The sequence below is a fragment of the Kribbella sp. NPDC056345 genome (assembly GCF_042262745.1).
Lineage (GTDB): Bacteria > Actinomycetota > Actinomycetes > Propionibacteriales > Kribbellaceae > Kribbella.
In genome coordinates, this window is sequence record NZ_JBHJQQ010000002.1 from 204,961 (window position 1) to 225,631 (window position 20,671).

Below are 20,671 nucleotides of genomic sequence, written 5' to 3' on the forward strand. Positions count from 1 at the left end.
CCACAATCTCTGCTATGTCCAACTCCGGAATGAAACAGCGCCTGCACGACGACATGACCGCCGCTCTCAAGGCGCGCGACGAGATCCGCAAGTCCACCCTGCGGATGGCGCTCACCGCGGTCACCAAGGCCGAGGTCGCCGGTAAGGAGGCCCGCGAGCTCTCCGACGCCGAGATCCTCGACGTCCTCGGTTCCGAGGCCAAGAAGCGCCGCGAGTCCGTGATCGCCTACCGCGACGCCGGCCGCACCGAACTGGCCGAGAAGGAGCAGGCCGAGGCGGACATCCTGGCCGAGTACCTCCCCGAGCAGCTCACCGCCGAAGAGATCGCCGCCCTGGTGACCGAAACCATCGCCGCCACGGGTGCCGCCGAGCTCGGCCCGCGCGGTATCGGCAAGGTGATGGGCGCCCTCCAGCCCAAGGTCAAAGGCAAGGCCGACGGCGGCGCCGTCTCCAGCGAGGTGAAGCGCCAGCTCGGCGCCTAGCAGTTGGGGAACTTGGGATCCCAGGGCTGGCACCCCGGGGTACCGCCACCGCCAGGCTGGTTGTTCCCTGGGCCCTGGTCTTCGTTGTTGTTCTCGTTCTCGTTGTTGCCCTGGTTGTTGTTACCCCGGCTGCCGTTCGAGACGAAGACGGTGACGGTGGAACCGGCCGGGGCGCCGTCGCGGCGCCGCGGGTCGGTGTAGGCGACGGTGCCGGCCGCTTCCTCGGAGTTGACCTGCTCGGGGCTGATCTGGGCCTCGAAGCCGGCCTGACGGAGCTTGTTCGCGGCGTCGTCGGGGTTCATACCGTTGACGTACGGGAGCTCTTCGTTGTTACCGCGCTGGGTCTTCTCGTCCGGTGCGGTGAAGCGCGTGGTCGGGTAGCCCCTCAGTGCGTTCTGCATCGCGGTCTTCCACAGCGGACCCGCGGTCTGCGAACCCGAGGCGTCGCTGATGTCGCGACCGTCCAGGGTCTGACCGGACAGGCGCTTGTACGGCGGGTTCGCGTCGGCCACCACGGCCGCGCTGGCGAGCCTGCTGGAGTAACCGGCGTACCAGACGGCCTTGGCCTCCTGGATGGTTCCGGTCTTACCGGCGAGGTCGCTGTTGCCGAACTTCAGCCGGTTACCGGTACCGCCCGGCTCCATGACCTGGTGCAGCACCTCGTTGACCCCGTCGGCCACCGTCTCGGGCAGGACCTGCTTGCAGTCCTGGACCGGGACCTTCAGCGACTTGCCGGCCGCGTCGCGGACCGAGGTGACCAGCCACGGCGTGCAGTACTTGCCGCGGGCCGCGAAGGCGGCGTACGCGCTCGAGAGCTGCAGCGGGGTGATGTAGCCGACGCCGAGTGTCATCGACGGGACCTGCTCCAGCGGCTCGCCGTCCTGGGCGTTGTACATCCCCAGGGACTTCAGCAGGGTCGCGATCGGGCACAGGCCGACCTTCTGGGACAGCTGCAGGAAGTAGGTGTTGGTCGACTTCTGCGCCGCCTGGATCATGGTCGGGTCCGGCACGTTCTGCGTGGAGTTCGTCGGGCTGTAGCTGTCCTCGACCCCGGCGGTGCCGTTACAGGTGCTGAACTTCTGGCCGCCCATGTGCAGCGGGCTCGGCGAGTTGATCTTGTAGTTGATCGAGTAGCCCTTCTGGATCGCCGCGGCGATCGTGAAGGCCTTCATCGTCGAACCGTTCTGGAAACCACCGAACCCACCGGCGTACGACTTCTCGACGTTGTAGTTGTACGACGTCCGGTTCTTGCCGTTGCCGTACTTCTTGCTCTGCACCATCGCCTTCACCAGACCGGTGCCCGGCTCGACGATCGTGATCGCGGCGATCGCCTGGTCGTCCGGCTTGGTGTGCTCGTCGATCGACTTCTGCGCGGCGGCCTGGATCTTCGGGTCGAGTGACGTCCGGATCGTCAGGCCGGCGGTCTTCAGGTAGTTGGCGCGGTCCTTCGGGGTCTTGCCGAAGGCCGGGTTCTCCTTGAGCTGCGCGACGATGTACTCGCAGTAGAACGGGTACGGCGAGTTGCCGCAGCCGATCTGGTTCTTCCGGACGATGGCCGGGTTGATCACTGGGGTCTTCAGGGCCAGGTTGGCCTGGTTGACGGAGATGACCTTGAGCTCGAGCATCCGGCGGATGACCACGTCGCGGCGGTCCTTGGAGCGCTTCATGTTGTTGGTCGGGTCGTAGGCGGTGGGGCTCTTCACCATGCCGGCCAGCATCGCGGCCTGGGCCAGGTTCAGGTCCTTGGCGTCGACGCGGAAGTAGTGCTGCGCGGCCGACTGGATGCCCCAGGCGCCGTCACCGAAGTTCGCCAGGTTCAGGTACTTCTCGAGGATCTCGTTCTTCGAGAACTCCTTCTCGGCGGCGATCGCGTACCGGAGCTCGGCGATCTTGCGCTGCGGGGTGGCGGCGGTGGCGGCCTCGACCTCGGCCGGGGTGTTCGCCTTCTCGATCAGGCTCATCTTGATGAACTGCTGGGTGATACTCGAACCACCCTGCTGGACCGAGCCCTCGGTCTGGTTCACCGCGAGGGCGCGCAGGGTGCCCTTGAGGTCGAGGGCGCCGTGCTCGAAGTAGCGGTCGTCCTCGATCGCGACGATCGCCTTCTGCATGATCGGCGCGATCTGGCTGAGTTTGACCGGGACCCGGTTCTTGTCCGCGAGGGTCGCGATCACGGACCCGTCGGCTGCCCGGATGGTGCTCTTCTGCTTGAGCGGCACCTCGTCGAACTGCTGCGGCAGGTCCTGCAGGGTCTCCGACGTCTTCTCCGTCGTGAACCCGGCCAGCCCCGCCAACGGCATTGCCAGACCTGCTGCCAGCGCGCCCGACAGCACACTCACTCCGAGGAACAGAACCACCGACTGGACGACCCCACGGTCGCCCTTCTCCCTGACGCGCATGGTTATAGAGACTACGTGACCGGCATTTCGGATTACCGCTGGCGATGTGAATTGCATCACTGTCTCTGGACAAAGTTCATCCTAAAGAAGGAGGGCCCGAGCAGCTGCTCGGGCCCTCATCGGTACGGCGGTCTCAGGCGGCGTACTGCCGCGCGTTCACCTGTGCCGGTTCCAGCGCCAGATCCAGCACTTCCCGTACGTCGCTCACCGGGTGCACGGTCAGCTCCGCCAGCACCGACTCCGGGACGTCGTCCAGGTCGGGCTCGTTGCGCTTCGGGATCAGGATCGTGGTCAACCCGGCCCGGTGTGCGGCGAGCAGCTTCTGCTTCACGCCACCGATCGGGAGGACCCGCCCGGTCAGCGACACCTCACCGGTCATCGCGACCTCCGACCGGACCGGCCGTCCGGAGAGCAGCGAGGCCAGCGCCGTCGTCATCGTCACACCGGCCGAAGGTCCATCCTTCGGGACTGCACCGGCCGGTACGTGGATGTGGGCGTTCCGCTCGGCCAGATCGCCGACCGGCAGCCCCAGCTCCGCACCGTGCGAGCGCAGGTACGACAGAGCGATCTGCGCCGACTCCTTCATCACGTCACCCAACTGCCCGGTCAACGTGACTCCGGTCGCGCCGGTCTCCTTGTCGGCCAGCGACGCCTCCACGAAGAGCACGTCACCACCCGCACCGGTCACCGCCAATCCAGTCGCGACGCCGGGGAGCGACGTACGCTCCGCAGACTCCGGTGTGAACCGCGGTGAGCCCAGGTAGCCCTTCAGATCCTTGTCGGCGATGGTCAGCGCACCGACCTCTTCTCCGAGAGCGATCTTCGAGGTCACCTTCCGCAGTACCCGAGCAATGGACCGCTCGAGCTGCCGTACGCCGGCCTCTCGCGTGTACTCGCCGGCCAGCAACCGCAGCGCCGACTCCTCCAGGGAGACCTCGTCCGCCGTCAGGCCCGCCCGCTCCAGCTGTCGCGGAAGCAGGTGGTCACGGGCGATGGTGACCTTCTCCTCCTCGGTGTACCCGTCGAGCTGCACCAGCTCCATCCGGTCCAGCAGCGGACCGGGGATCGAGTCCAGCACGTTCGCCGTGGCCAGGAAGACCACGTCGGACAGGTCCAGCTCGACCTCCAGGTAGTGATCCCGGAAGGTGTGGTTCTGCGCCGGGTCGAGGACCTCCAGCAGGGCAGCGGTCGGGTCGCCCCGGTAGTCCGCACCCACCTTGTCGATCTCGTCCAGCAGCACCACGGGGTTCATCGAACCGGCCTCGGTGATGGCCCGGACGATCCGGCCCGGCAGCGCGCCGACGTACGTCCGCCGGTGCCCGCGGATCTCGGCCTCGTCCCGGACGCCACCCAGCGCGACCCGGACGAACTTGCGGCCCATGGCTCGCGCCACGGACTCACCCAGCGAGGTCTTACCCACACCAGGAGGCCCGACCAGCGCCAGCACGGCGCCACTGCGGCGACCGCCGACGACACCCAGACCGCGGTCCGCACGGCGACGCCGTACAGCCAGGTACTCGGTGATGCGCTCCTTGACGTCGTCCAGACCAGCGTGGTCCGCATCCAGCACGGCGCGTGCCTCGCGCAGGTCGTATCCGTCCTCGGTCCGCTCGTTCCACGGAACCTCGAGCACGGTGTCGAGCCACGTGCGGATCCAGCCGACCTCCGGGGACTGGTCCGACGTCCGCTCGAGCTTGTCGACCTCAGCCAGCGCGGCCTTGGCCACGTGCTCCGGCAGGTCAGCGGCCTCGACGCGGGCCCGGTAGTCCTCTTCCTCCGACTCGGCCTTGCCGTCCAGCTCGGCCAGCTCCTTGCGGATGGCGGCCATCTGCTGGCGCAGCAGGAACTCCCGCTGCTGCTTCTCCATGCCCTCCTGGACGTCCTTCTGGATCGTCTCGGAGACCTCGAGCTCGGCCAGGTGGTCCTTCACCCAGCCGATCAGCTTCTCCAGCCGCTCGGAGACGTTGGCGTTCTCCAGCAGCTCGGACTTCTGCTCGTTGCTCAGGTACGACGCGTAGCCGGCCAGGTCGGACAGCTCCGCAGGGTCGTTCACCTGCTTCACCGAGTCGATGACCTGCCAGGCGCCACGGCGCTCCAGCACGGAGGTAGTGAGGGACTTGTAGTCGCGGGCCAGCTCGGCCGACCGCGCGTCGGTGATCTCGTGCAGCTGGGTCGCGCCGACCCAGAGGGCGGCACCTGGACCGGTGGTCCCGGCGCCGATCAGGACCCGCGCCGTACCGCGGATCACTGCTGCCTGGGCTCCGCCCGGCAGCCGGCCGATCTGCTCGATCTCGCCGAGCGTCCCGGCCTTGGCATATTTCCCGTCCAGCCGCGGTACCAGCAACACCTGGTCCTGGCCCGAGGCCTGTGCGGCATCGATGGCCGCTCGCGCCTCGCTGTCGGCGAGGCGGACCGGCACGACCATTCCCGGGAGAACGACGATGTCGTCCAGCGGCAGAACCGGAAGATTCAACGTATCGGTCACGCTGTCACACCCTTATCCAAAGATTGAGTCTGACAGGCTCAACCAGTGGCCCCACCTGGGCATTCCCGCCGTTCGCTGACGGTGAAATCAGGCTGTGAGCAGGTCGCCGATCTGGCGTAGACCGGTGAGATCGTGGACGTCGTCGGCCAGGGCCGGTACCTCGACGGTCGGGATCGAGCGGTGGCCGCGCTTGAAGCGGTCGGCGCGTTTGTGGTCGGCGACCACCTGCTGCATCTTGTCCGCGTGCAGCCGGAGCAGCGCGGCTGTCAGCGGCGACTTGTCCGCCTCCTCCAGCTTCTCTGCGGCCGCCAGCGACCGCTCGGCCGACAGATCCGTGGCGTCCGAGTTCGTCACCCGATTCAGTACGACGCCGGCCAGCGGCATGTTCTCCGCGCGCAACCGCTCGGTGAAGTACGACGCCTCCCGGAGCGCGTCGTTCTGCGGAGCCGCGACCACGAGGAAGGCCGTGTGCGGCTCCCGGAGCAGCGCGACCGTCTTGTCGGCACGCGCCCGGAACCCGCCGAAGAGCGTGTCGAAGGCGGCCACGAACGTCTGCACGTCGGTCAGCACCTGCGCGCCGAGGACCTTGTTCATCACCGACATCGCCATGTTCACCGCCGTCGACATCAGCCGGAACGGTCCCTTGGCCGGCGCCAGCAGCAGCCGCAGGAAGCGGCCCTCGAGCAGCGACGCGAGCCGCTCCGGCGCATCCAGGAAGTCCAGCGCGGACCGCGACGGCGGGGTGTCCACGACGATCAGGTCCCAGTCGCCGGACGCCTCGGCCTGCTTGTGCAGCTGACCGAGCTTCTCCATCGCCATGTACTCCTGCGTCCCCGCGAACGACGACGACAACGCCAGGTAGAACGGGTTCGCCAGGATCTGCTCGGCCTTCTCCGGCGTCGCATGCGCGAGCACGACCTCGTCGAAGGTCCGCTTCATGTCCAGCATCATCGCGTCCAGCCGCCCGTCACCCCCCACCCCGGCGACCGCCCGAGGCGTGTTGTCCAACTCGGTGAGCCCGAGCGACTGCGCCAACCGCCGAGCCGGATCAATCGTCAGTACGACGACCTTCCGCCCCCGCTCCGCCGCCCGCAACCCAAGCGCCGCCGCGGTCGTAGTCTTCCCGACCCCACCGGACCCGCAGGTGACGATAATCCGCGTACCGGGGTCGTCGATCAACGCATCCAGATCCAGTGCACTCATCGCGCGATCCCCTCGGGGGTGGTGGGTGGGGGGACGATCCGCCCGGCTCCACGCATCCAGCTCGCGCTCCTGGTGCTCGTCCGGTCGGCGCTCGAAACCCCTCCGCCCCCGCTCATGCGCGGAACTCCTCGGCGATGTCGATCAACGTCCCGTGATCGATTCCTTCCGGCTGCAGCATCAGCTCGGTGACCTGCTTGCCTAAGGCATCTATCCGGTCGCGGTTCTCGCGCTCCAGCCCGACCCGCACTGCGTGATCCCGCGCCTCTGCCGCCAGCGTCGCCACCAACTCCTTGCGCACGGCAACACCCGCCGACCGCAGTCCCTTGCTCAGCTCGGTGGCGGGGATTTTCTCCTTCACCGCAAGGGCAAGCGCCTCATCGTCCAACGGACTGTTCCGAACCATGTTGACGACTACAGAACCGATCCGCAGATCCAGCGCCTCCAGCTGCTCGACCGCGTCCAGCGTTTCCTGGACCGGCATCTCCTCCAGCAGCGTGACCAGGTGGATACGCGTCACGTCCGACCGCAGCATCCCCATGATCGCGTCCGCCTGGTTCCGGATCGGCCCGACCTTGGCCAGGTTGGCGACCTCGTGGTTCACGTTCAGGAACGACCCGATCCGCCCGGTCGGCGGAGCGTCCAGCACGACCGCGTCGTACGCGAGCTTCCCGTGCGCCTTGCGCCGGGTCGCCTCGTAGACCTTCCCGGTCAGCAGTACGTCCCGCAGCCCGGGCGCGATCGTGGTCACGAAGTCGATCGCCCCCACCTTGTCGAGCGCCTTCCCGGCGCGACCCAGGTGGTAGTACATGTCGAGGTACTCGAGCAGCGCGGCCTCGGCATCCACCGCGAGCGCGAACACCTCGCCGCCCCCGACCCCGGTCGCGATCTTGCGTTCGACGTACGGGAGGGGCGGTACGTCGAAGAGCTGGGCGATGCCCTGGCGGCCCTCGACCTCGACCAGCAGCACCCGCTGACCCTGTCCGGCCAGCGCGAGCGCCATGGCGGCGGCAACGGTCGTCTTCCCGGTGCCTCCTTTGCCGGTGACCACATGGAGTCGCGCCATAGAGACCAGAGTAGGACGTGGCCCACGGCACACCGCTCCCGCTGCCGTTAGAGTCGCCCTCATGAAGAAGTTCGAGTACTTCACCGCGCCGCTGCTGGTCCACTCGACCAAGGAGATCCTGGACAACTTCGGCCAGGACGGCTGGGAGCTGGTCCAGGTCGTCCCCGGGATGAACCCGGAGAACCTGGTCGCCTATTTCAAGCGGGAGATCGAGTCCAAGTGAGCCACCCCGAGGAGAAGCTGGCCGAACTCGGCCTGAAGCTGCCGGAGGTGGCCAAGCCGGTCGCCGCCTACGTCCCGGCCGTCCGGACCGGCAACCTGGTCTACACGTCCGGTCAGCTGCCGCTGCGGGACGGCACCCTGATCGCCACCGGCAAGGTCGGCGACGCCGTCACCCCCGAGGTCGCGAGCGAATGCGCGCAGCAGTGCGCGCTGAACGCCCTGGCCGCGGTCAAGGCCGAGATCGGCGACCTGGCGAACATCAAGCGGATCGTCAAGGCCGTCGCCTTCATCGCCTCCACCCCGGAGTTCACCGGCCAGCCCCAGGTCGCCAACGGCGCCTCGGAACTGTTCGGCGCCGTCTTCGGTGAGATCGGTCAGCACGCCCGGAGCGCCGTCGGCGTACCGGTCCTCCCCCTCGACGCCCCCGTCGAGGTAGAACTCATCGTCGAGGTCTGACCCCGCCCCACCACCGCAATTTGGCTGGCTAGGCACTGAGTTTGGGGGTTCTCCACCGTGGTTAACGGTGTAGAACCCCCAATTTCGGTGGCCGGCCAGTGAAATGAGGGCTGAGTAGTTGGAGGCTGAGCACGTGGTCCGCGATCTGAGGTCAGAGCCGCTGACCGGCCGGATGGCCGAGGCGGCTCTGACCCACGTCCGGGAAGCGCGAACTCCGTCCGAACCACGCCCTGCCTCGACCGTGATCCTGCTCCGCGACACCCCCGCCGGGCCGGAGGTCTACCTGCTCCGCCGGCAGCTGTCGATGGCCTTCGCGGCCGGTATGACGGTCTTTCCGGGCGGCCGGGTCGACCCGACCGACGCGACCGTCGCCGACTCGTGGTCCGGTCCGCCGCCATCGTGGTTCGCGGCCCGGCTCGGGTGCTCCCCGGAAACAGCCTCCGCGTACGTCGCTGCCGCCGTACGCGAGACCTTCGAGGAGTCCGGCGTACTCCTGGCCGGCCCGTCCGACAAGACCGTGGTCGCAGACACCAGCGGGGACGACTGGGAGGCCGACCGGGTCGCCCTGGAGACCCGCTCGCTCGGCTTCGCGGACTTCCTGCACCGCCGCGGCCTGGTCCTGCGCGCCGACCTGCTCGGCGCCTGGGCGCACTGGATCACCCCCGAGTTCGAACCGAAGCGCTACGACACCGCCTTCTTCGTCGCCGCCCTCCCGCCCGGCCAGATCACCCGCGACGTCACCAGCGAGTCCGACCAGGTCGCCTGGCTCCGCCCCGCCGACGCGGTCGCGGCCGCCGATGCGGGCTCGGTCCTGATGCTTCCCCCGACGTACCTCAGCTGTGCCGACCTCACGCCGTACGGCGACGTCGCATCCGCCCTGGCCGCAGTCGGCGACCGTGAAATCCCCGTGATCATGCCGACCCTGCGGATCGAAGCCGACCTCGCGTACCTCGAGAACACCGCCCTGGAGATGCCGTGACCGCCGAACGAGTCACCGACTACGCAACCCGCGTCCTGGCGCCGAACCCGGGGCCCATGACGCTCGAGGGCACAAACACCTGGATCCTCCGCGCTCCGGGTGCCACCCAATCCGTGGTGGTCGATCCCGGCCCCCTTCTCGAGGACCACCTCCGCGCCGTACTGGACGCAGCCGGCGACGTAGCCGTCGTACTGCTCACCCACCAGCACCCTGATCACACCGAAGGCGCCGCCTGGTTCGCCAACCAGGCCGGCTGCGGCGTCCGCGCCGTCGACCCCGCCTTCCGCCTCCCCACCGACCCGGCCCACGGCCTCGCCGAAGGCGACGTCATCACCGCGGACGGCCTCCGCGTCGAAGTCCTCCCCACCCCCGGCCACACCCTCGACTCCGTCTGCTTCTGGCTCCCCCAGGACGGCTCCCTTCTCACCGGCGACACCGTCCTCGGCCGCGGCACCTCCGTCGTAGCCCACCCCGACGGCGCCCTGGCCCCCTACCTCGACTCCCTCGAAAAACTCCTCGCCTTCACCAACTCCGCCGCCGGCCTGGAACGCCTCCTCCCCGGCCACGGCCCAGTCATCACCGACCCCGGCAAGGTCCTGACGCACTACCTAAACCACCGCAAAGACCGCCTCGAACAAGTCCGCCAAGCACTCGCCGCCGGGCACACCACAGCGGAGGCCGTCGTCGAGCACGTCTACGCAGACGTCGACCACAGCCTCTGGCCCGCCGCGGAACGTTCCGTGCGGGCCCAGCTGGACTACCTGAACGAGAGCTAGCGGGCGCGGCGCTGCAGCCGGTCCACGTCGAGGAGTACGACGGAGCGGGGCTCCAGGCGGACCCAGCCTCGGGAGGCGAAGTCGGCGAGGGCCTTGTTGACCGTTTCGCGGGAGGCGCCGACGAGTTGGGCCAGCTCCTCCTGGGTGAGGTCGTGGTGGACGTGGACGCCGTCGTCGGCAGTGCGGCCGAAGCGGCTGGCCAGGTCCAGGAGGGCCTTGGCGACGCGGCCGGGGACGTCGGAGAAGACGAGGTCGGCGACGACGTCGGAGACCTTGCGCAGGCGGGAGGCGAGCTGCAGGAGCAGGCCGCGGGCCACCTCGGGGCGGCCGGCCAGCCAGCGCAGGAGCTCGTCGTGGGTCAGGGACATCATCGACGCGTCGGTGACGGCGGTGACGGTGGACGAGCGCGGTCCGGGGTCGAACAGCGACAGTTCGCCGAACATCTGGCCCGGGCCGAGGACGGCGAGCAGGTTCTCCCGGCCGTCGGCGGAGGTGCGGCCGAGCTTGACCTTGCCCTCGACGACGATGAACAGCCGGTCCCCGGAGTCGCCCTCGTGGAACAGCACCTGGCCACGGCGCAGCCGGCTTTCCGTCATCGACGCGGCCAGCGCGTCGGCTGCCTCGTCGTCGAGCTGACTGAACAGCGGCGCCTGCTTGATCACTGTGGCATCCACTTTGGGGCCTCCTAGGACCTTCGACCACGACTACGGACGGGGGATCACCCCACCCGGCGAGATGAGCGTATCCACCCGCTCGCCCCAAAACCGTAGCCCCTCCAGTGTCGGCCCCGCCACGTAGGCTGGCCTGCATGCCATCCCAGCGTGTCGCGGAACCCGTCGTACACCCCGTCCCCGGGGCGTTGGAGACGGTGACGCTGAAGCTACCTCGCAAACCTCCGGTGTTCACCGGTGAGACGTCCAGCCAGCTCGTCCGGCGGGCCCGGAAGATGCACAAAGTGCTCACCGATACGTATCCGGACGCGCACTGTGAGCTCGATTTCACGACTCCGCTCGAGTTGCTCGTGGCCACCATCCTGTCGGCCCAGACCACCGACGTGATGGTCAACAAGGTCACCCCGACGCTCTTCGCGAAGTATCCGACCGCCCAGGCGATGGCCGAGGCCGACCGCGAGGAGATGGAGGCGATCCTGAAGCCGACCGGCTTCTTCCGCGCCAAGACGAACAGCGTGATGAAGCTCGGCCAGGTCCTCGTCGACGAGTACGACGGGGTCGTCCCCGGCAAGCTCGAGGAGCTGGTGAAGCTCCCTGGCACCGGTCGCAAGACCGCGAATGTCGTCCTCGGCAACGCCTTCGACGTCCCCGGGATCACCGTCGACACGCACTTCGGCCGCCTGGTCCGCCGATTCGGCTGGACCGAGGAGGAGGACCCGGTCAAGGTCGAGCACATCGTCGGCGCCCTCTTCCCGAAGAAGGACTGGACGATGCTCTCGCACCGGCTGATCTTCCACGGCCGCCGCCGCTGTCACGCGAAGAAGCCCGCCTGCGGCGCCTGCCCGATCGCCCAGTGGTGCCCGTCGTACGGCGCCGGTCCGACCGACTACGAGTCCGCCGCGAAGCTGGTGAAGGTCCCGGCCGCGTGAGGCGCGCGCTGGCGGCCGCCGTTCTGCTCACGGTGCTGGCGGGCTGCGGACCACAAGCCAGTACGCCGGGCGCCGGGCGGACCGCGGTTCCCGGAGCCGACAAGCTGGTTGCCTGCCCACCGACCGAGTCCCGGCCGCCGGTGAGCAACGGCCTGCCGGATATCAGCCTGCCCTGTCTCGGCAGTGGACCGGATGTCCGGCTCGCCGATCTGCGGGGGCCGCTGGTGATCAACGTGTGGGCCCAGTGGTGTCCGCCGTGCCGCGACGAAGCGCCGTACCTGGCGGAGTTGCAGAAGAAGGCGGCGGGCAAACTGCGGATCCTCGGGATCGACTACGCCGACCCGCGCCCCGAGCTGGCGGTGAAGTTCGCGCTCGACCGCGAGTTGAGCTACCCGCACGTGGTGGACCTGGACAAACAGGTGCGGAAGACGTTCAAGGTCACCGGCCCGCCGGTCACGGTGTTCGTCGACAAGGACGGCAGGTTCACCCTGCACAACGGCGTGCTGACCTCGCAGCAGCAGCTCGACCAGCTGGTGCGGGAGCGGCTGGGGGTCGAGCTGTGACGTTCGACGACCTGCAGATCCCGGACTGGCTGCACCCACTGGCGAAGGCCTCCGCGGACGTCGACCCGAACGTCCTGTCCCGCTTCCTGCCGCCCGACGACCCGTCGGTGCGGAGCTCGGCCGTCCTGATCCTGCTTGCCGAAGGCAACGACGGTCCCGAGGTGCTGCTCACCGAGCGGTCCTGGACGATGCGCAAACATGCCGGTCAGATCGCCTTCCCGGGCGGCGGCGTCGATCCCGAGGACGGTACCGGCGAGACCGGGCTGATCCGGACGGCGCTGCGCGAGGCCTGGGAGGAGACCGGGCTGGATCCGGCCGGCGTCGTACCGTTCGCGATCTGGCCCGCGCTCTGGGTTCCGGTCAGCAACTTCGGCGTGTCGCCGGTGCTGGCCTGGTGGCGGACGCCGTCCCCGGTGGCTGTGGTGGATCCGGCCGAGGTGGCCTCGGTGCTGACCGTCCCGGTGCAGACGCTGGCCGACCCGGCGCTCCGGGTCACCTGCCGGCACCCATCCGGGTTCACCGGGCCGGCCTTCCTGGTCGGTGACCTGTTCGTCTGGGGATTTACCGCCGGGCTGCTGGACAAATTGCTGATGCTCGGCGGCTGGGCGCGCGACTGGGACCCCTCGAACGTCGTACCTTTACCCGACCGACTGGTGGAGGCGGCCTGGCGGAGCGAGGGCCGCCGGTCGGAGGACGTGCGGCGGATGACCGCCATCGAGCACGACCTCGGCCGGACGGACGGGAACGATCCGGAGGACGTGGAGTGAGCAACCTCGACTGGGCGCTGCTGGTCGTCACCCTGCTGGTGGCGATCTCGGGGTACATCGAAGGATTCGTGCTGGGTGCGTGTGCCACCCTCGGGCTGCTCGGCGGCGCCGCGATCGGCGTCTGGGGCGTACCGCGGGTGCTGGACAACTTCTCACCGAGCGTCTCGGTGTCGTTCGCCGCCCTGGTCCTGGTGGTGATCCTGGCCTCGATCGGCCGGACGGTCGGCGCCATCGTCGGGTCGAAGCTGCGCAACAAGATCTCCTGGAGCCCGGTCAAGGCGGTCGACGCGCTCGGCGGCGCCGTACTGGCCGCCGCCTCGGTGCTGATCGTTTCCTGGGTGCTCGGCGTCGCGGTCAGCGGTGCGCGAATCCCCAGCGTCACGTCCGCGGTCCGTGGTTCCGCGGTGCTGGCCAAGGTCGACCAGGTGCTGCCGGCCGGCGCCGACAAGGCGCTGCAGGCCTTCAACGACGTGGTGAACACCGACCTGTTCCCGCGCTTCCTCGACCCGTTCGTGCCGGAGCGGATCCGCGACACGCAGCCGCCGGACAGCGCGATCGCCCGGCAGCCCGCGGTCCGCCAGGCCTACAGCCGGATCGCCAAGGTCACCGGCGTGGCCAACTGCTCGCGCGGTCTGGAGGGCAGTGGCTTCGTCTACGCCCCGCAACGCGTGATGACGAACGCGCACGTGGTCGCCGGCGTCAGCGCACCGCAGGTCGAGGTGAACGGCAAGTCCTACGAGGCGAACGTCGTACTGTTCGATCCCGAGGTCGATATCGCCGTCCTCTACGTGCCGAAGCTGGAGATCAAGCCGCTGCAGTTCGACTTCACCGCGAAGGCCGACGACCCGGCCGTCGTCCTCGGCTACCCGGAGAACGGTCCCTTCGACTCCGAGCCGGCCCGGATCCGCTCCGAGGAGCGGCTGCGCGGCCCCGACATCTACGGCGACCGCACGGTCACCCGGCAGGCCTTCTCGATCTGGGCCTCGGTCCGCCCGGGCAACTCCGGCGGCCCGCTGCTGTCCTCGAAGGGCACCGTGTACGGCGTGGTCTTCGCGGCGTCGGTCGAGGACAACCGCACCGGCTACGTGCTGACCGCCGAGCAGGTCGCCGACGACGCCCGCGAGGGCTCGACCGCCACGCAAGAGGTTTCCACAAAAACCTGCACCTGAGACGCAGCAGATCCGCCCTGCCGCCGCGTTCGAGGAGTGTGACGGCAACCATGGACGGAACGGTGACGTACGACGAGCTGGTGCGCGCGACCGAGCGTCGGCTGATCCGCCTCGGCCTGATGCTGACCGGGAACCTGCACAGCGCCGAGGACCTGGTGCAGACCGTGCTCGCCCGGGCGCACCGGCGCTGGGACCGGATCAGCGGCCTGGACCATCCCGAGGCCTACCTGCGGACGATGGTGGTCAACGAGTTCCTGAGCTGGCGCCGGATCCTCAAGAACCGCGAGGTCCCACTCGCCGAACCGGTCGACAGACCGTCCGACGAGGACATCGGCTCCCGCCAGGCGCTGAAGGACGCGACCTGGCAGTTGCTGACGACTCTGCCGAAGCAGCAACGCGCCGTACTGGTCCTCCGGTACTACGAGGACCTGGCCGACGACCAGATCGCCGGGATCCTCGGTGTTGCCGCCGGCACGGTCCGGTCGAACGCATCCCGGGCCCTGGCCAACCTGCGCGACCATCTCTCCACCGAGGAGGAAGACTGATATGCCCAAGCTCACCGACGACCAGCTCGGCGACCTCCTCCGGGAGACCTTCGCCGACCACGAGGCGGATACCAACAGCTTGCCCAAAGCAACGAAGCGCCGGCCGCTCGTGCCGGTGCTGGTCGCAGCGGCCGCCGTACTGGCAGTCGTGGCCGGCAGCGTGTCCACCATTCGGCACTCCGAGCAGCCGCCGCCCGTGGCCGCCTCGACGCCACCGGGTGCATCGGTCGCACATGCGTCGGATGCGGCTCTCTGGGCGATGGCGGTCCGCCGGATCGCCCAAGAGCACGAACCGGCTGGAGGCTGGAAGGCCGTCCGCCTCTACGACGCCACATCGGGTCCCAGAAGCAGTCCGCCGCTACGGTCCGATCGGTTGCAGACCGAAGCCTCGGTGGCGATCGTCCCCGATGCGGCCGAACGGCAGCAGATCACCGAGGACCTGCGCGATCTGCCATCGGTGGCCTGGGCCGAAGGCAACCCGTCGGCCTGCCCCAGGGATGTTGCCGAGGTGATGGTCCTCCCGATCAGGCAGGAAAAGTCGCGGCGGACGATCAAGGTCACCATCACCTACGGCTGCACGACCTTCAAGTCCTTCAGCGTCAGCGTCAGCTGATGGCGCTGAGCCAGTCCAGGAGCTGGGTGTTGAACAGGTCCGGGGTCTCCTCGTGGGGGAAGTGACCGGCGGGAGTGATCAGCTCGTGCCGCAGTTGCGCCGTCACCAACTCCGGCGGCGTCGTTGCGGTGGGGGAGACGGCCGGGTCCTGCGCTCCGTTGATCTGCAGCACCGGTACGGCGACCGGCGTGCGCATGCGGGCCGAATACTTCCGGCCGTCGGGGCGGAAGCGGGATCGGGCGAACCAGCGGTGGTACTCGAGCGCACAATGCGGTGCCGGCCACACCTGCAGCGCGGCGCGATACCGCCGCGACGCCTCCGCATCCGGGAACGAACCACCCGGTGCCGCCCAATCGCGGAGCAGTTGCTCGATATGTACGCCGTCCTGCGCGAGCAACCGTCGTTCGGGCAGCACGGGGAGCTGGAACCACGCCGTACGAGCTAGTGCACGCCGTTGCCCGGATCGCGCCAGCAGCAACGGATGTGGGGCCGACACGGCCGCGAGCGCGCGGACCTGACGCGGTGCCAGAACGGCGGCCGACCAGCCGATGAAGCCACCCCAGCCGTGGCCGACGATCACCGCATCGGTGGCGCCGAGTGAGCGGATCACGCCCGAGACGTCAGCGGCCGCGGTGTAGGGGTCGTAACCACGAGGTGTCTTGTCACTCGCGCCGTACCCGCGCAGGTCCATCGCGACCGCGCGATAGCCCGCCGCCGCGACGACCGGGAGCTGATGCCGCCAGGCCCACCAGAACTCCGGGAACCCGTGCAGGAAGAGCACGAGCGGATCATCGGCCGCTCCGCACTCGGCGACGTGGAACCGCGCCCCGTTGGCCGCGACCAGCGAGTGCGACCAAGGCCCGTCGACCAGCAGGTCGACGACACCCGCCGGGCTCAGTCGCCCTTGCCGATCGCCTTGAGCACCTCGACCGACTCCTTCGAGGTCTCGATCGCCCGCTCCGGGCCCTTCGCCTTCCCGAGCGCGCGCTTGCCGAGCAGCACCAGCACGGCCGCGATCAGCAGATAGACCACAGCGGCGGCCACGAACGCCAGCGCCGGGTGCAGGCCGATCGCCACGAAGGCATAGCCCAGTGCGATGGACAGCAGGACGATCGCGAGCAACCCCAGGAAGGCCGCACCACCGAACATTCCGGCACCGGTCCCGGCCGCGACCGCGGTCTTCTTGAGCTCGGTCTTGGCCAGCTCGACCTCGCTGCGGACCAGGTCGGACAGATCCTTGCTGGCCTTCGCGACCAGCTGACCGACCGTGGGCTCGTCCACGCTCATGGTGCTCCTTCCGTGCGTCCGTGCTCCGACACTACCGTGCGTACCGGCGGTTGCGACGGACGAGTAACACCGAAGCGAGAAGTGCCGCCAGCACAGAGGCGATCAGTACGGCGGCCTTCGCGCGCTCGACCTGCGCGACATCACCGGCGAACGCGAGCTGCGCGATCAGCAGCGCAACGGTGAACCCGATTCCGGCCAGCACCGAGACGGCGGCGACGTCCCGCCATTCGAGGTCGGAGTTCAGCTCGGCGCGGGTGAAGCGCGCGGTCAGCCACGACCCGCCGAAGACCCCGATCGCCTTACCGAACAGCAGTCCCGCGGCAATCCCGATCGCGACCGGGTCGGTCATCAGCTCACCGATCGCGCCGCCGCTCAAGGTCACCCCGGCCGCGAACAACGCGAACACCGGTACGGCGACGCCCGCCGACCACGGCCGTAGCCGATGCTCGATGCGCTCGGCCGGTGCGTGCTCCTCGCCCGGATCGGCGACCACCCGGGTGACGAACCCGAGCGCGACACCGGCGATCGTCGCGTGGATCCCGGACTCGTGCATGAACCACCAGGCCGCGATCGCGATCGGGATGTACAGGAACGGCGTACGGATCCGGTAGCGCTGGAGGACGTACCAGACCACGATCAGGGCGGCGGCCGCGAGCAGTGGCAGCAGGCGGAATCCGTGGCTGAAGAAGACCGCGATCACCAGGATCGCGCCGAAGTCGTCGACCACCGCGAGGGTGAGCAGGAAGGCGCGGAGCGCACTCGGCAGGGACGAGCCGACGATCGCCAGCACCGCCAGCGCGAACGCGATATCCGTTGCCGTCGGCACCGCCCAGCCCTCGGGTTTGCCGTTCCTGAGGTTGAAGGCGAGATAGATGATTGCCGGGAGCACCATTCCGCTGATCGCCGCGACCACCGGTACGACGGCTTCGCTGACCTTCGACAGCGAGCCGACCACCAGCTCCCGCTTGAGCTCGACGCCGGCCAGGTAGAAGAACAGCGTGAGCGCGCCGTCGGAGGCCCACGACTCGACCGTGAGCGGTCCGAGCTGCAGGTCCCGCAGGTGGTGGTACGCGTCCTGCCACGGCGAATTCGCCCAGATCAACGCGACCACCGCGGCACAGAGCAGCAGCATTCCGCCGGTCGTCTCGGTGCGCAGAGTGTCCGCGACGAAGTCGCGCTCGCGGCCGAGCAGGTTCGGGAAGACGCGTCGGGTGCTCATCGGGGCCCTTCGGCTGGTGGGGTCGGTCGACTCATCGCCGACCAGACTTCCCGGCACACCAGGCGTCAGTCTACGTGGGTCCAGCCGCGCGGGTCCGGTCCCTTCGGCACGATTCCGGTGGGATTGATGGTGTTGTGTGTCACGTAGTAGTGCCGTTTGATCTGGTCGAAGTCGACCGTCTCCCCGAAACCTTCGCGCTGGTAGAGCCGGCGCGCGTACGCCCACAGGTTGGGGAACTCGGTCAGCTTGTTCCGGTTGCACTTGAAGTGACCGTGGTACACCGCATCGAACCGCACCAACGTGGTGAACAGCCTGACGTCGACCTCGCTGAGCGTGTCGCCGAGCAGATAGTCGCGGTCCTGCAGCCGCTCCTCGAGTACGTCGAGCCGCGCGAACAGAGCGTCGTACGCGGCCTCGTACGCCTCCTGGCCGGTGGCGAACCCACAGCGGTACACGCCGTTGTTCACATCGCGGTAGATCTCGTCGATCAGCTGATCCATCTCGGCGCGGTCCGCTGGAATCAGTTGCGGCGCGTCTTCGCGGTGATGGTCGAACCACTCGGTCGAGAGGTCCAGCGTGATCTGCGGATAGTCGTTCGTGACGACCAGCCCGGTCACGGTGTCGACGATCGCGGGCACAGTCACACGGCCGTCGTACGACGGGTCTGTGCGGAGGTAGGCCTCGGACAGGTACTGGATGCCGAGGACCGGGTCCCGGTCGTCCGGATCGAGCGTGAACCGCCAGCCCTTCTCGTCGCGGACCGGGTCGACGACGGCCAGGCTGATCGCATCCTCGAGCCCGAGCAGGCGCCGTACGATCACTGATCGGTGTGCCCACGGACAGGCCAGGCTGACGATCAGGCGGTACCGCCCGGGCTCGACCGGCCACCGGCCTTCCGCGTCCGGGCCTTCGCCGGGGGACGAGGTGGAGGCCCGGCTGATCCGGTCGGTGAACCGGTTCCCCTGCCGCTTCCACTCGCCGTTCGATCCGCTTTCGTTCACGAACTGTGCGCGACGCATAACGTTAAAACTACCCCTGACTCGTCACTGGCCGTGAGTCGGTGGCAGCGGTTACAGTCGGGCTGACATTGGTCCACCGCGACAGCGCCGTCGCGGCGGTTCTGCAAGCACCCGATCGATCGGCACGACGTTCGCGGTCAGCGCCCCCGGCAACCGGTTTGCCGGCCAGAATTCCAGGGATACTGAGCTCATGGCCCGCCCACGGAACAACCCCGGCGACCTCGCCGATCTCCCCACGGAGCTGCGGCCCGACCGGCCCAAGGGTGACCAGATTCGCGAGATCCTGGAGAACCTCACCCGCTCGCTGGCCGTCGGCACGGTGCTCCCCTCGGAGCGCGTCCTGGCCGAGCGCTTCGGCGTGGCCCGGATGACAGTGCGCCAGGAGGTCGACCGCGTGGTCGCCGAAGGACTCGCCGCCCGGCGCCCCGGCGGCGGCACCTTCGTCGCCGAGCCGCGCCCGTCCCGGATGCTCGCCTCCTCCTTCAGCCAGGACATGGTCGCCCGCGGCATCACCCCCGGCGCCAAGGTCCTCGAGCACCGCGTCGACGCCGCCGCCGACGCCCTGGCCCGCGAGCTGGAAGAGCCCATCGGCACCCCCGTCCTGCACCTGGTCCGCCTCCGCACCGCCGACGGCGAGCCCATGGCCATCGAGCGCACCGCCCTCTCGCTGCGCCGCTACCCCGGCCTCGAAGACGTCGACCTCGCCCAGAACTCCCTCTACGGCATCCTCGCCGAACGCTGGGGCGTAGCCCTGGGCATGGTCTCCGCCTCCATCGTCGCCGCCCCACCCGAAGGCGACGACGCCGAACTCCTGGAGATCGCCCCCACCACCCCCTGCCTCATCATCACCTCGGCCCCCCGCACCGCCTCCGGCGAAGTCATCGAATTCGGCCGCAGCACCTACCGCTCCGACCGCTACGACATCACGGTCGCCTACCGAGCCACGTAGAGGTTTTCCTCCCCAGCCTGCGACGCCGCGGACCGCCACGCCATCACAACTGTCAGTCGCCGCCCCGCCCACGCCTCAGGTGCAGGTTCGGCGACCATTTGTGATGGCCTGCAGGTCCGCACATCGTCAGCTGGCCGAGCATGCACGACGAATGAGCGGTCCCGCGGAGGAACATTCCCCGTCACGCCTCAAGCGTTCAGGCTGCGGAGGACGTTGGGTTTCTCCAGGCGGGTGACGATTTCTACTGTCAAAGCTTGGACGAGCATGGCGCCGATCATGGTGGAGGTGGCGCCGGTTCGTTCGGGGGTGGTGGGGACTGTGATGAGGGCGTCGCCGGGGGTGCCGCAGTTGTCGATGACTACGTCGGCGGTTTCGAAGAGGCGCTGGCCGGTGGGGGCTCGGGAGGTGACTGCGGTGGTGTGGGCCATTGAGGTGAGGGCGATGACGTGGGCGCCGCGGGCCCGGACGCCGAGCGCGAACTCGACGGGTACGGCGTTTCGTCCTGAGTTGGAGGCGATCAGGACGACGTCGCCGGCCTCGATGTCGTTGGTTTGCAGGAGTACGTCGGCCAGTCCGGGGAGCCGTTCGAGCAGCGAACTCTTGGCGAGGCCTTCGTGCAGCATCAGGCCTGGTTCGAGGATCGCCCGGACGTCGGCCAGGCCGCCGGCGCGGCCGTAGATTTCCTCGGCGATCAGGTGGCTGTGGCCGGTTCCGAAGACCCAGAACCGGTGGCCGCTGGTCATCGCCTCGACGACCAGGGTGGCGGCGACCTGGATCGCTCCGGTCTGGGTCTCGGCCGCGCGGTGGGCGATCGCCAGCGCTTGCTGCATGTACTCCGAAGCCCCGCTCATGCGCGCGAACCTACCGCCGATCCG

General features: G+C 68.8%; 22 protein-coding genes. 12 read left to right on the forward strand and 10 right to left on the reverse strand.

The annotated features are described in order from the left end of the window. Positions 1-14: 14 nt before the first annotated feature. Positions 15-482 carry a GatB/YqeY domain-containing protein gene (locus ACFCV3_RS06755; protein ID WP_376026836.1) on the forward strand — a complete coding sequence of 156 codons (468 nt, stop codon included), beginning with the start codon at positions 15-17 and terminating at the stop codon, positions 480-482. Here ACFCV3_RS06755 and ACFCV3_RS06760 read toward each other — a convergent pair. The 4 genes from ACFCV3_RS06760 to ACFCV3_RS06775 all read right to left on the reverse strand — a co-directional run bounded on the left by ACFCV3_RS06760 (position 479) and on the right by ACFCV3_RS06775 (position 7,632). Further along, complete coding sequence (locus ACFCV3_RS06760; RefSeq protein ID WP_376026837.1) at positions 479-2,881, reverse strand: penicillin-binding protein; 2,403 nt, start codon at positions 2,879-2,881, stop codon at positions 479-481. The two genes, ACFCV3_RS06755 and ACFCV3_RS06760, sit on opposite strands and share 4 nt — an antisense overlap. Positions 2,882-3,014: 133 nt before the next feature. Then, entirely contained in the window at positions 3,015-5,366 is a 2,352-nt protein-coding gene (lon, locus tag ACFCV3_RS06765; RefSeq protein ID WP_376026840.1) for an endopeptidase La, read from the reverse strand. An 87-nt stretch (positions 5,367-5,453) separates the two neighbouring features. After that, positions 5,454-6,569 (reverse strand): ArsA family ATPase, encoded by a 1,116-nt coding sequence (locus ACFCV3_RS06770; RefSeq protein ID WP_376026843.1) that lies wholly within the window; start codon positions 6,567-6,569, stop codon positions 5,454-5,456. Positions 6,570-6,681: 112 nt separating this feature from the next. Beyond that, entirely contained in the window at positions 6,682-7,632 is a 951-nt protein-coding gene (locus ACFCV3_RS06775) for an ArsA-related P-loop ATPase (protein WP_376026844.1), read from the reverse strand. Positions 7,633-7,693: 61 nt separating this feature from the next. Between ACFCV3_RS06775 and ACFCV3_RS06780 the strand changes: the two genes are divergently transcribed. The 4 genes from ACFCV3_RS06780 to ACFCV3_RS06795 all read left to right on the forward strand — a co-directional run bounded on the left by ACFCV3_RS06780 (position 7,694) and on the right by ACFCV3_RS06795 (position 10,065). Beyond that, a complete protein-coding gene (locus tag ACFCV3_RS06780; RefSeq protein ID WP_132413438.1) occupies positions 7,694-7,855 on the forward strand; it encodes a DUF4177 domain-containing protein in 162 nt (53 codons plus the stop codon). Then, on the forward strand, positions 7,852-8,310 hold the full coding sequence (locus tag ACFCV3_RS06785; protein WP_376026846.1) for a RidA family protein: 459 nt from the start codon (positions 7,852-7,854) through the stop codon (positions 8,308-8,310). Before ACFCV3_RS06780 ends, ACFCV3_RS06785 begins: the two co-directional genes overlap by 4 nt. Before the next feature lie 133 nt (positions 8,311-8,443). After that, a complete protein-coding gene (locus ACFCV3_RS06790) occupies positions 8,444-9,289 on the forward strand; it encodes an NUDIX hydrolase (protein WP_376026848.1) in 846 nt (281 codons plus the stop codon). Then, the gene (locus tag ACFCV3_RS06795) at positions 9,286-10,065 is read left to right on the forward strand and encodes an MBL fold metallo-hydrolase (protein WP_376026849.1); all 780 of its coding nucleotides are present in this window, start codon (positions 9,286-9,288) and stop codon (positions 10,063-10,065) included. The genes ACFCV3_RS06790 and ACFCV3_RS06795 overlap by 4 nt, the downstream gene beginning before the upstream one ends. Here the strand turns inward: ACFCV3_RS06795 and ACFCV3_RS06800 are convergent. Beyond that, on the reverse strand, positions 10,062-10,739 hold the full coding sequence (locus ACFCV3_RS06800) for a Crp/Fnr family transcriptional regulator (RefSeq protein ID WP_355466031.1): 678 nt from the start codon (positions 10,737-10,739) through the stop codon (positions 10,062-10,064). The two genes, ACFCV3_RS06795 and ACFCV3_RS06800, sit on opposite strands and share 4 nt — an antisense overlap. 134 nt (positions 10,740-10,873) lie before the next feature. Here ACFCV3_RS06800 and nth point away from each other — a divergent pair, with 134 nt between their 5' ends. Genes nth through ACFCV3_RS06830 form a run of 6 tightly spaced genes read left to right on the forward strand, consistent with a single transcriptional unit; the run spans position 10,874 to position 15,322 of the window. Beyond that, positions 10,874-11,665: an endonuclease III gene (nth, locus tag ACFCV3_RS06805; RefSeq protein ID WP_376026852.1), complete on the forward strand. Its 792-nt coding sequence runs from the start codon at positions 10,874-10,876 to the stop codon at positions 11,663-11,665. Further along, the gene (locus tag ACFCV3_RS06810) at positions 11,662-12,228 is read left to right on the forward strand and encodes a TlpA family protein disulfide reductase (protein ID WP_376026854.1); all 567 of its coding nucleotides are present in this window, start codon (positions 11,662-11,664) and stop codon (positions 12,226-12,228) included. Before nth ends, ACFCV3_RS06810 begins: the two co-directional genes overlap by 4 nt. Next, entirely contained in the window at positions 12,225-12,995 is a 771-nt protein-coding gene (locus ACFCV3_RS06815) for an NUDIX hydrolase (RefSeq protein WP_376026856.1), read from the forward strand. The genes ACFCV3_RS06810 and ACFCV3_RS06815 overlap by 4 nt, the downstream gene beginning before the upstream one ends. Then, positions 12,992-14,164 carry a MarP family serine protease gene (locus ACFCV3_RS06820; protein WP_376026858.1) on the forward strand — a complete coding sequence of 391 codons (1,173 nt, stop codon included), beginning with the start codon at positions 12,992-12,994 and terminating at the stop codon, positions 14,162-14,164. The genes ACFCV3_RS06815 and ACFCV3_RS06820 overlap by 4 nt, the downstream gene beginning before the upstream one ends. Positions 14,165-14,214: 50 nt before the next feature. After that, positions 14,215-14,709 carry a SigE family RNA polymerase sigma factor gene (locus ACFCV3_RS06825; protein WP_376026860.1) on the forward strand — a complete coding sequence of 165 codons (495 nt, stop codon included), beginning with the start codon at positions 14,215-14,217 and terminating at the stop codon, positions 14,707-14,709. 1 nt (position 14,710) lies between these two features. Beyond that, the gene (locus ACFCV3_RS06830; RefSeq protein ID WP_376026863.1) at positions 14,711-15,322 is read left to right on the forward strand and encodes a hypothetical protein; all 612 of its coding nucleotides are present in this window, start codon (positions 14,711-14,713) and stop codon (positions 15,320-15,322) included. Here the strand turns inward: ACFCV3_RS06830 and ACFCV3_RS06835 are convergent. The 4 genes from ACFCV3_RS06835 to ACFCV3_RS06850 form a co-directional block, all read right to left on the reverse strand. After that, positions 15,315-16,103, reverse strand: coding sequence for an alpha/beta fold hydrolase (locus tag ACFCV3_RS06835; protein ID WP_376026864.1), 789 nt, complete (start codon positions 16,101-16,103; stop codon positions 15,315-15,317). The genes ACFCV3_RS06830 and ACFCV3_RS06835 overlap by 8 nt on opposite strands. Before the next feature lie 113 nt (positions 16,104-16,216). Continuing rightward, entirely contained in the window at positions 16,217-16,609 is a 393-nt protein-coding gene (locus ACFCV3_RS06840) for a phage holin family protein (protein ID WP_376026866.1), read from the reverse strand. Positions 16,610-16,640: 31 nt separating this feature from the next. Continuing rightward, positions 16,641-17,828 carry a Na+/H+ antiporter NhaA gene (gene nhaA / locus ACFCV3_RS06845; protein WP_376026868.1) on the reverse strand — a complete coding sequence of 396 codons (1,188 nt, stop codon included), beginning with the start codon at positions 17,826-17,828 and terminating at the stop codon, positions 16,641-16,643. 65 nt (positions 17,829-17,893) lie between these two features. After that, the gene (locus ACFCV3_RS06850) at positions 17,894-18,847 is read right to left on the reverse strand and encodes a glutathione S-transferase family protein (RefSeq protein WP_376026871.1); all 954 of its coding nucleotides are present in this window, start codon (positions 18,845-18,847) and stop codon (positions 17,894-17,896) included. 190 nt (positions 18,848-19,037) lie between these two features. On the opposite strand from ACFCV3_RS06850, the gene ACFCV3_RS06855 reads away from it, so the two are divergent. Continuing rightward, positions 19,038-19,796 carry a GntR family transcriptional regulator gene (locus ACFCV3_RS06855; protein ID WP_376026874.1) on the forward strand — a complete coding sequence of 253 codons (759 nt, stop codon included), beginning with the start codon at positions 19,038-19,040 and terminating at the stop codon, positions 19,794-19,796. Between the two features lie 188 nt (positions 19,797-19,984). On the opposite strand, the gene ACFCV3_RS06860 is transcribed toward ACFCV3_RS06855, so the two are convergent. Continuing rightward, positions 19,985-20,647, reverse strand: coding sequence for a sugar isomerase domain-containing protein (locus tag ACFCV3_RS06860; RefSeq protein ID WP_376026877.1), 663 nt, complete (start codon positions 20,645-20,647; stop codon positions 19,985-19,987). Between the last annotated feature and the right edge of the window lie 24 nt (positions 20,648-20,671).

Excerpts from the sequence above, each read along its gene's own strand:
- ACFCV3_RS06770 (WP_376026843.1), bottom strand. The coding sequence starts at position 6,569 with ATGAGTGCACTGGATCTGGATGCGTTGATCGACGACCCCGGTACGCGG.
- ACFCV3_RS06830 (WP_376026863.1), top strand. The coding sequence starts at position 14,711 with ATGCCCAAGCTCACCGACGACCAGCTCGGCGACCTCCTCCGGGAGACC.
- ACFCV3_RS06860 (WP_376026877.1), bottom strand. The coding sequence starts at position 20,647 with ATGAGCGGGGCTTCGGAGTACATGCAGCAAGCGCTGGCGATCGCCCAC.
- nth (WP_376026852.1), top strand. The coding sequence starts at position 10,874 with ATGCCATCCCAGCGTGTCGCGGAACCCGTCGTACACCCCGTCCCCGGG.
- ACFCV3_RS06780 (WP_132413438.1), top strand. The coding sequence starts at position 7,694 with ATGAAGAAGTTCGAGTACTTCACCGCGCCGCTGCTGGTCCACTCGACC.
- ACFCV3_RS06855 (WP_376026874.1), top strand. The coding sequence starts at position 19,038 with ATGGCCCGCCCACGGAACAACCCCGGCGACCTCGCCGATCTCCCCACG.
- ACFCV3_RS06760 (WP_376026837.1), bottom strand. The coding sequence starts at position 2,881 with ATGCGCGTCAGGGAGAAGGGCGACCGTGGGGTCGTCCAGTCGGTGGTT.
- nhaA (WP_376026868.1), bottom strand. The coding sequence starts at position 17,828 with ATGAGCACCCGACGCGTCTTCCCGAACCTGCTCGGCCGCGAGCGCGAC.
- ACFCV3_RS06850 (WP_376026871.1), bottom strand. The coding sequence starts at position 18,847 with ATGCGTCGCGCACAGTTCGTGAACGAAAGCGGATCGAACGGCGAGTGG.
- ACFCV3_RS06840 (WP_376026866.1), bottom strand. The coding sequence starts at position 16,609 with ATGAGCGTGGACGAGCCCACGGTCGGTCAGCTGGTCGCGAAGGCCAGC.
- ACFCV3_RS06825 (WP_376026860.1), top strand. The coding sequence starts at position 14,215 with ATGGACGGAACGGTGACGTACGACGAGCTGGTGCGCGCGACCGAGCGT.
- ACFCV3_RS06775 (WP_376026844.1), bottom strand. The coding sequence starts at position 7,632 with ATGGCGCGACTCCATGTGGTCACCGGCAAAGGAGGCACCGGGAAGACG.
- ACFCV3_RS06755 (WP_376026836.1), top strand. The coding sequence starts at position 15 with ATGTCCAACTCCGGAATGAAACAGCGCCTGCACGACGACATGACCGCC.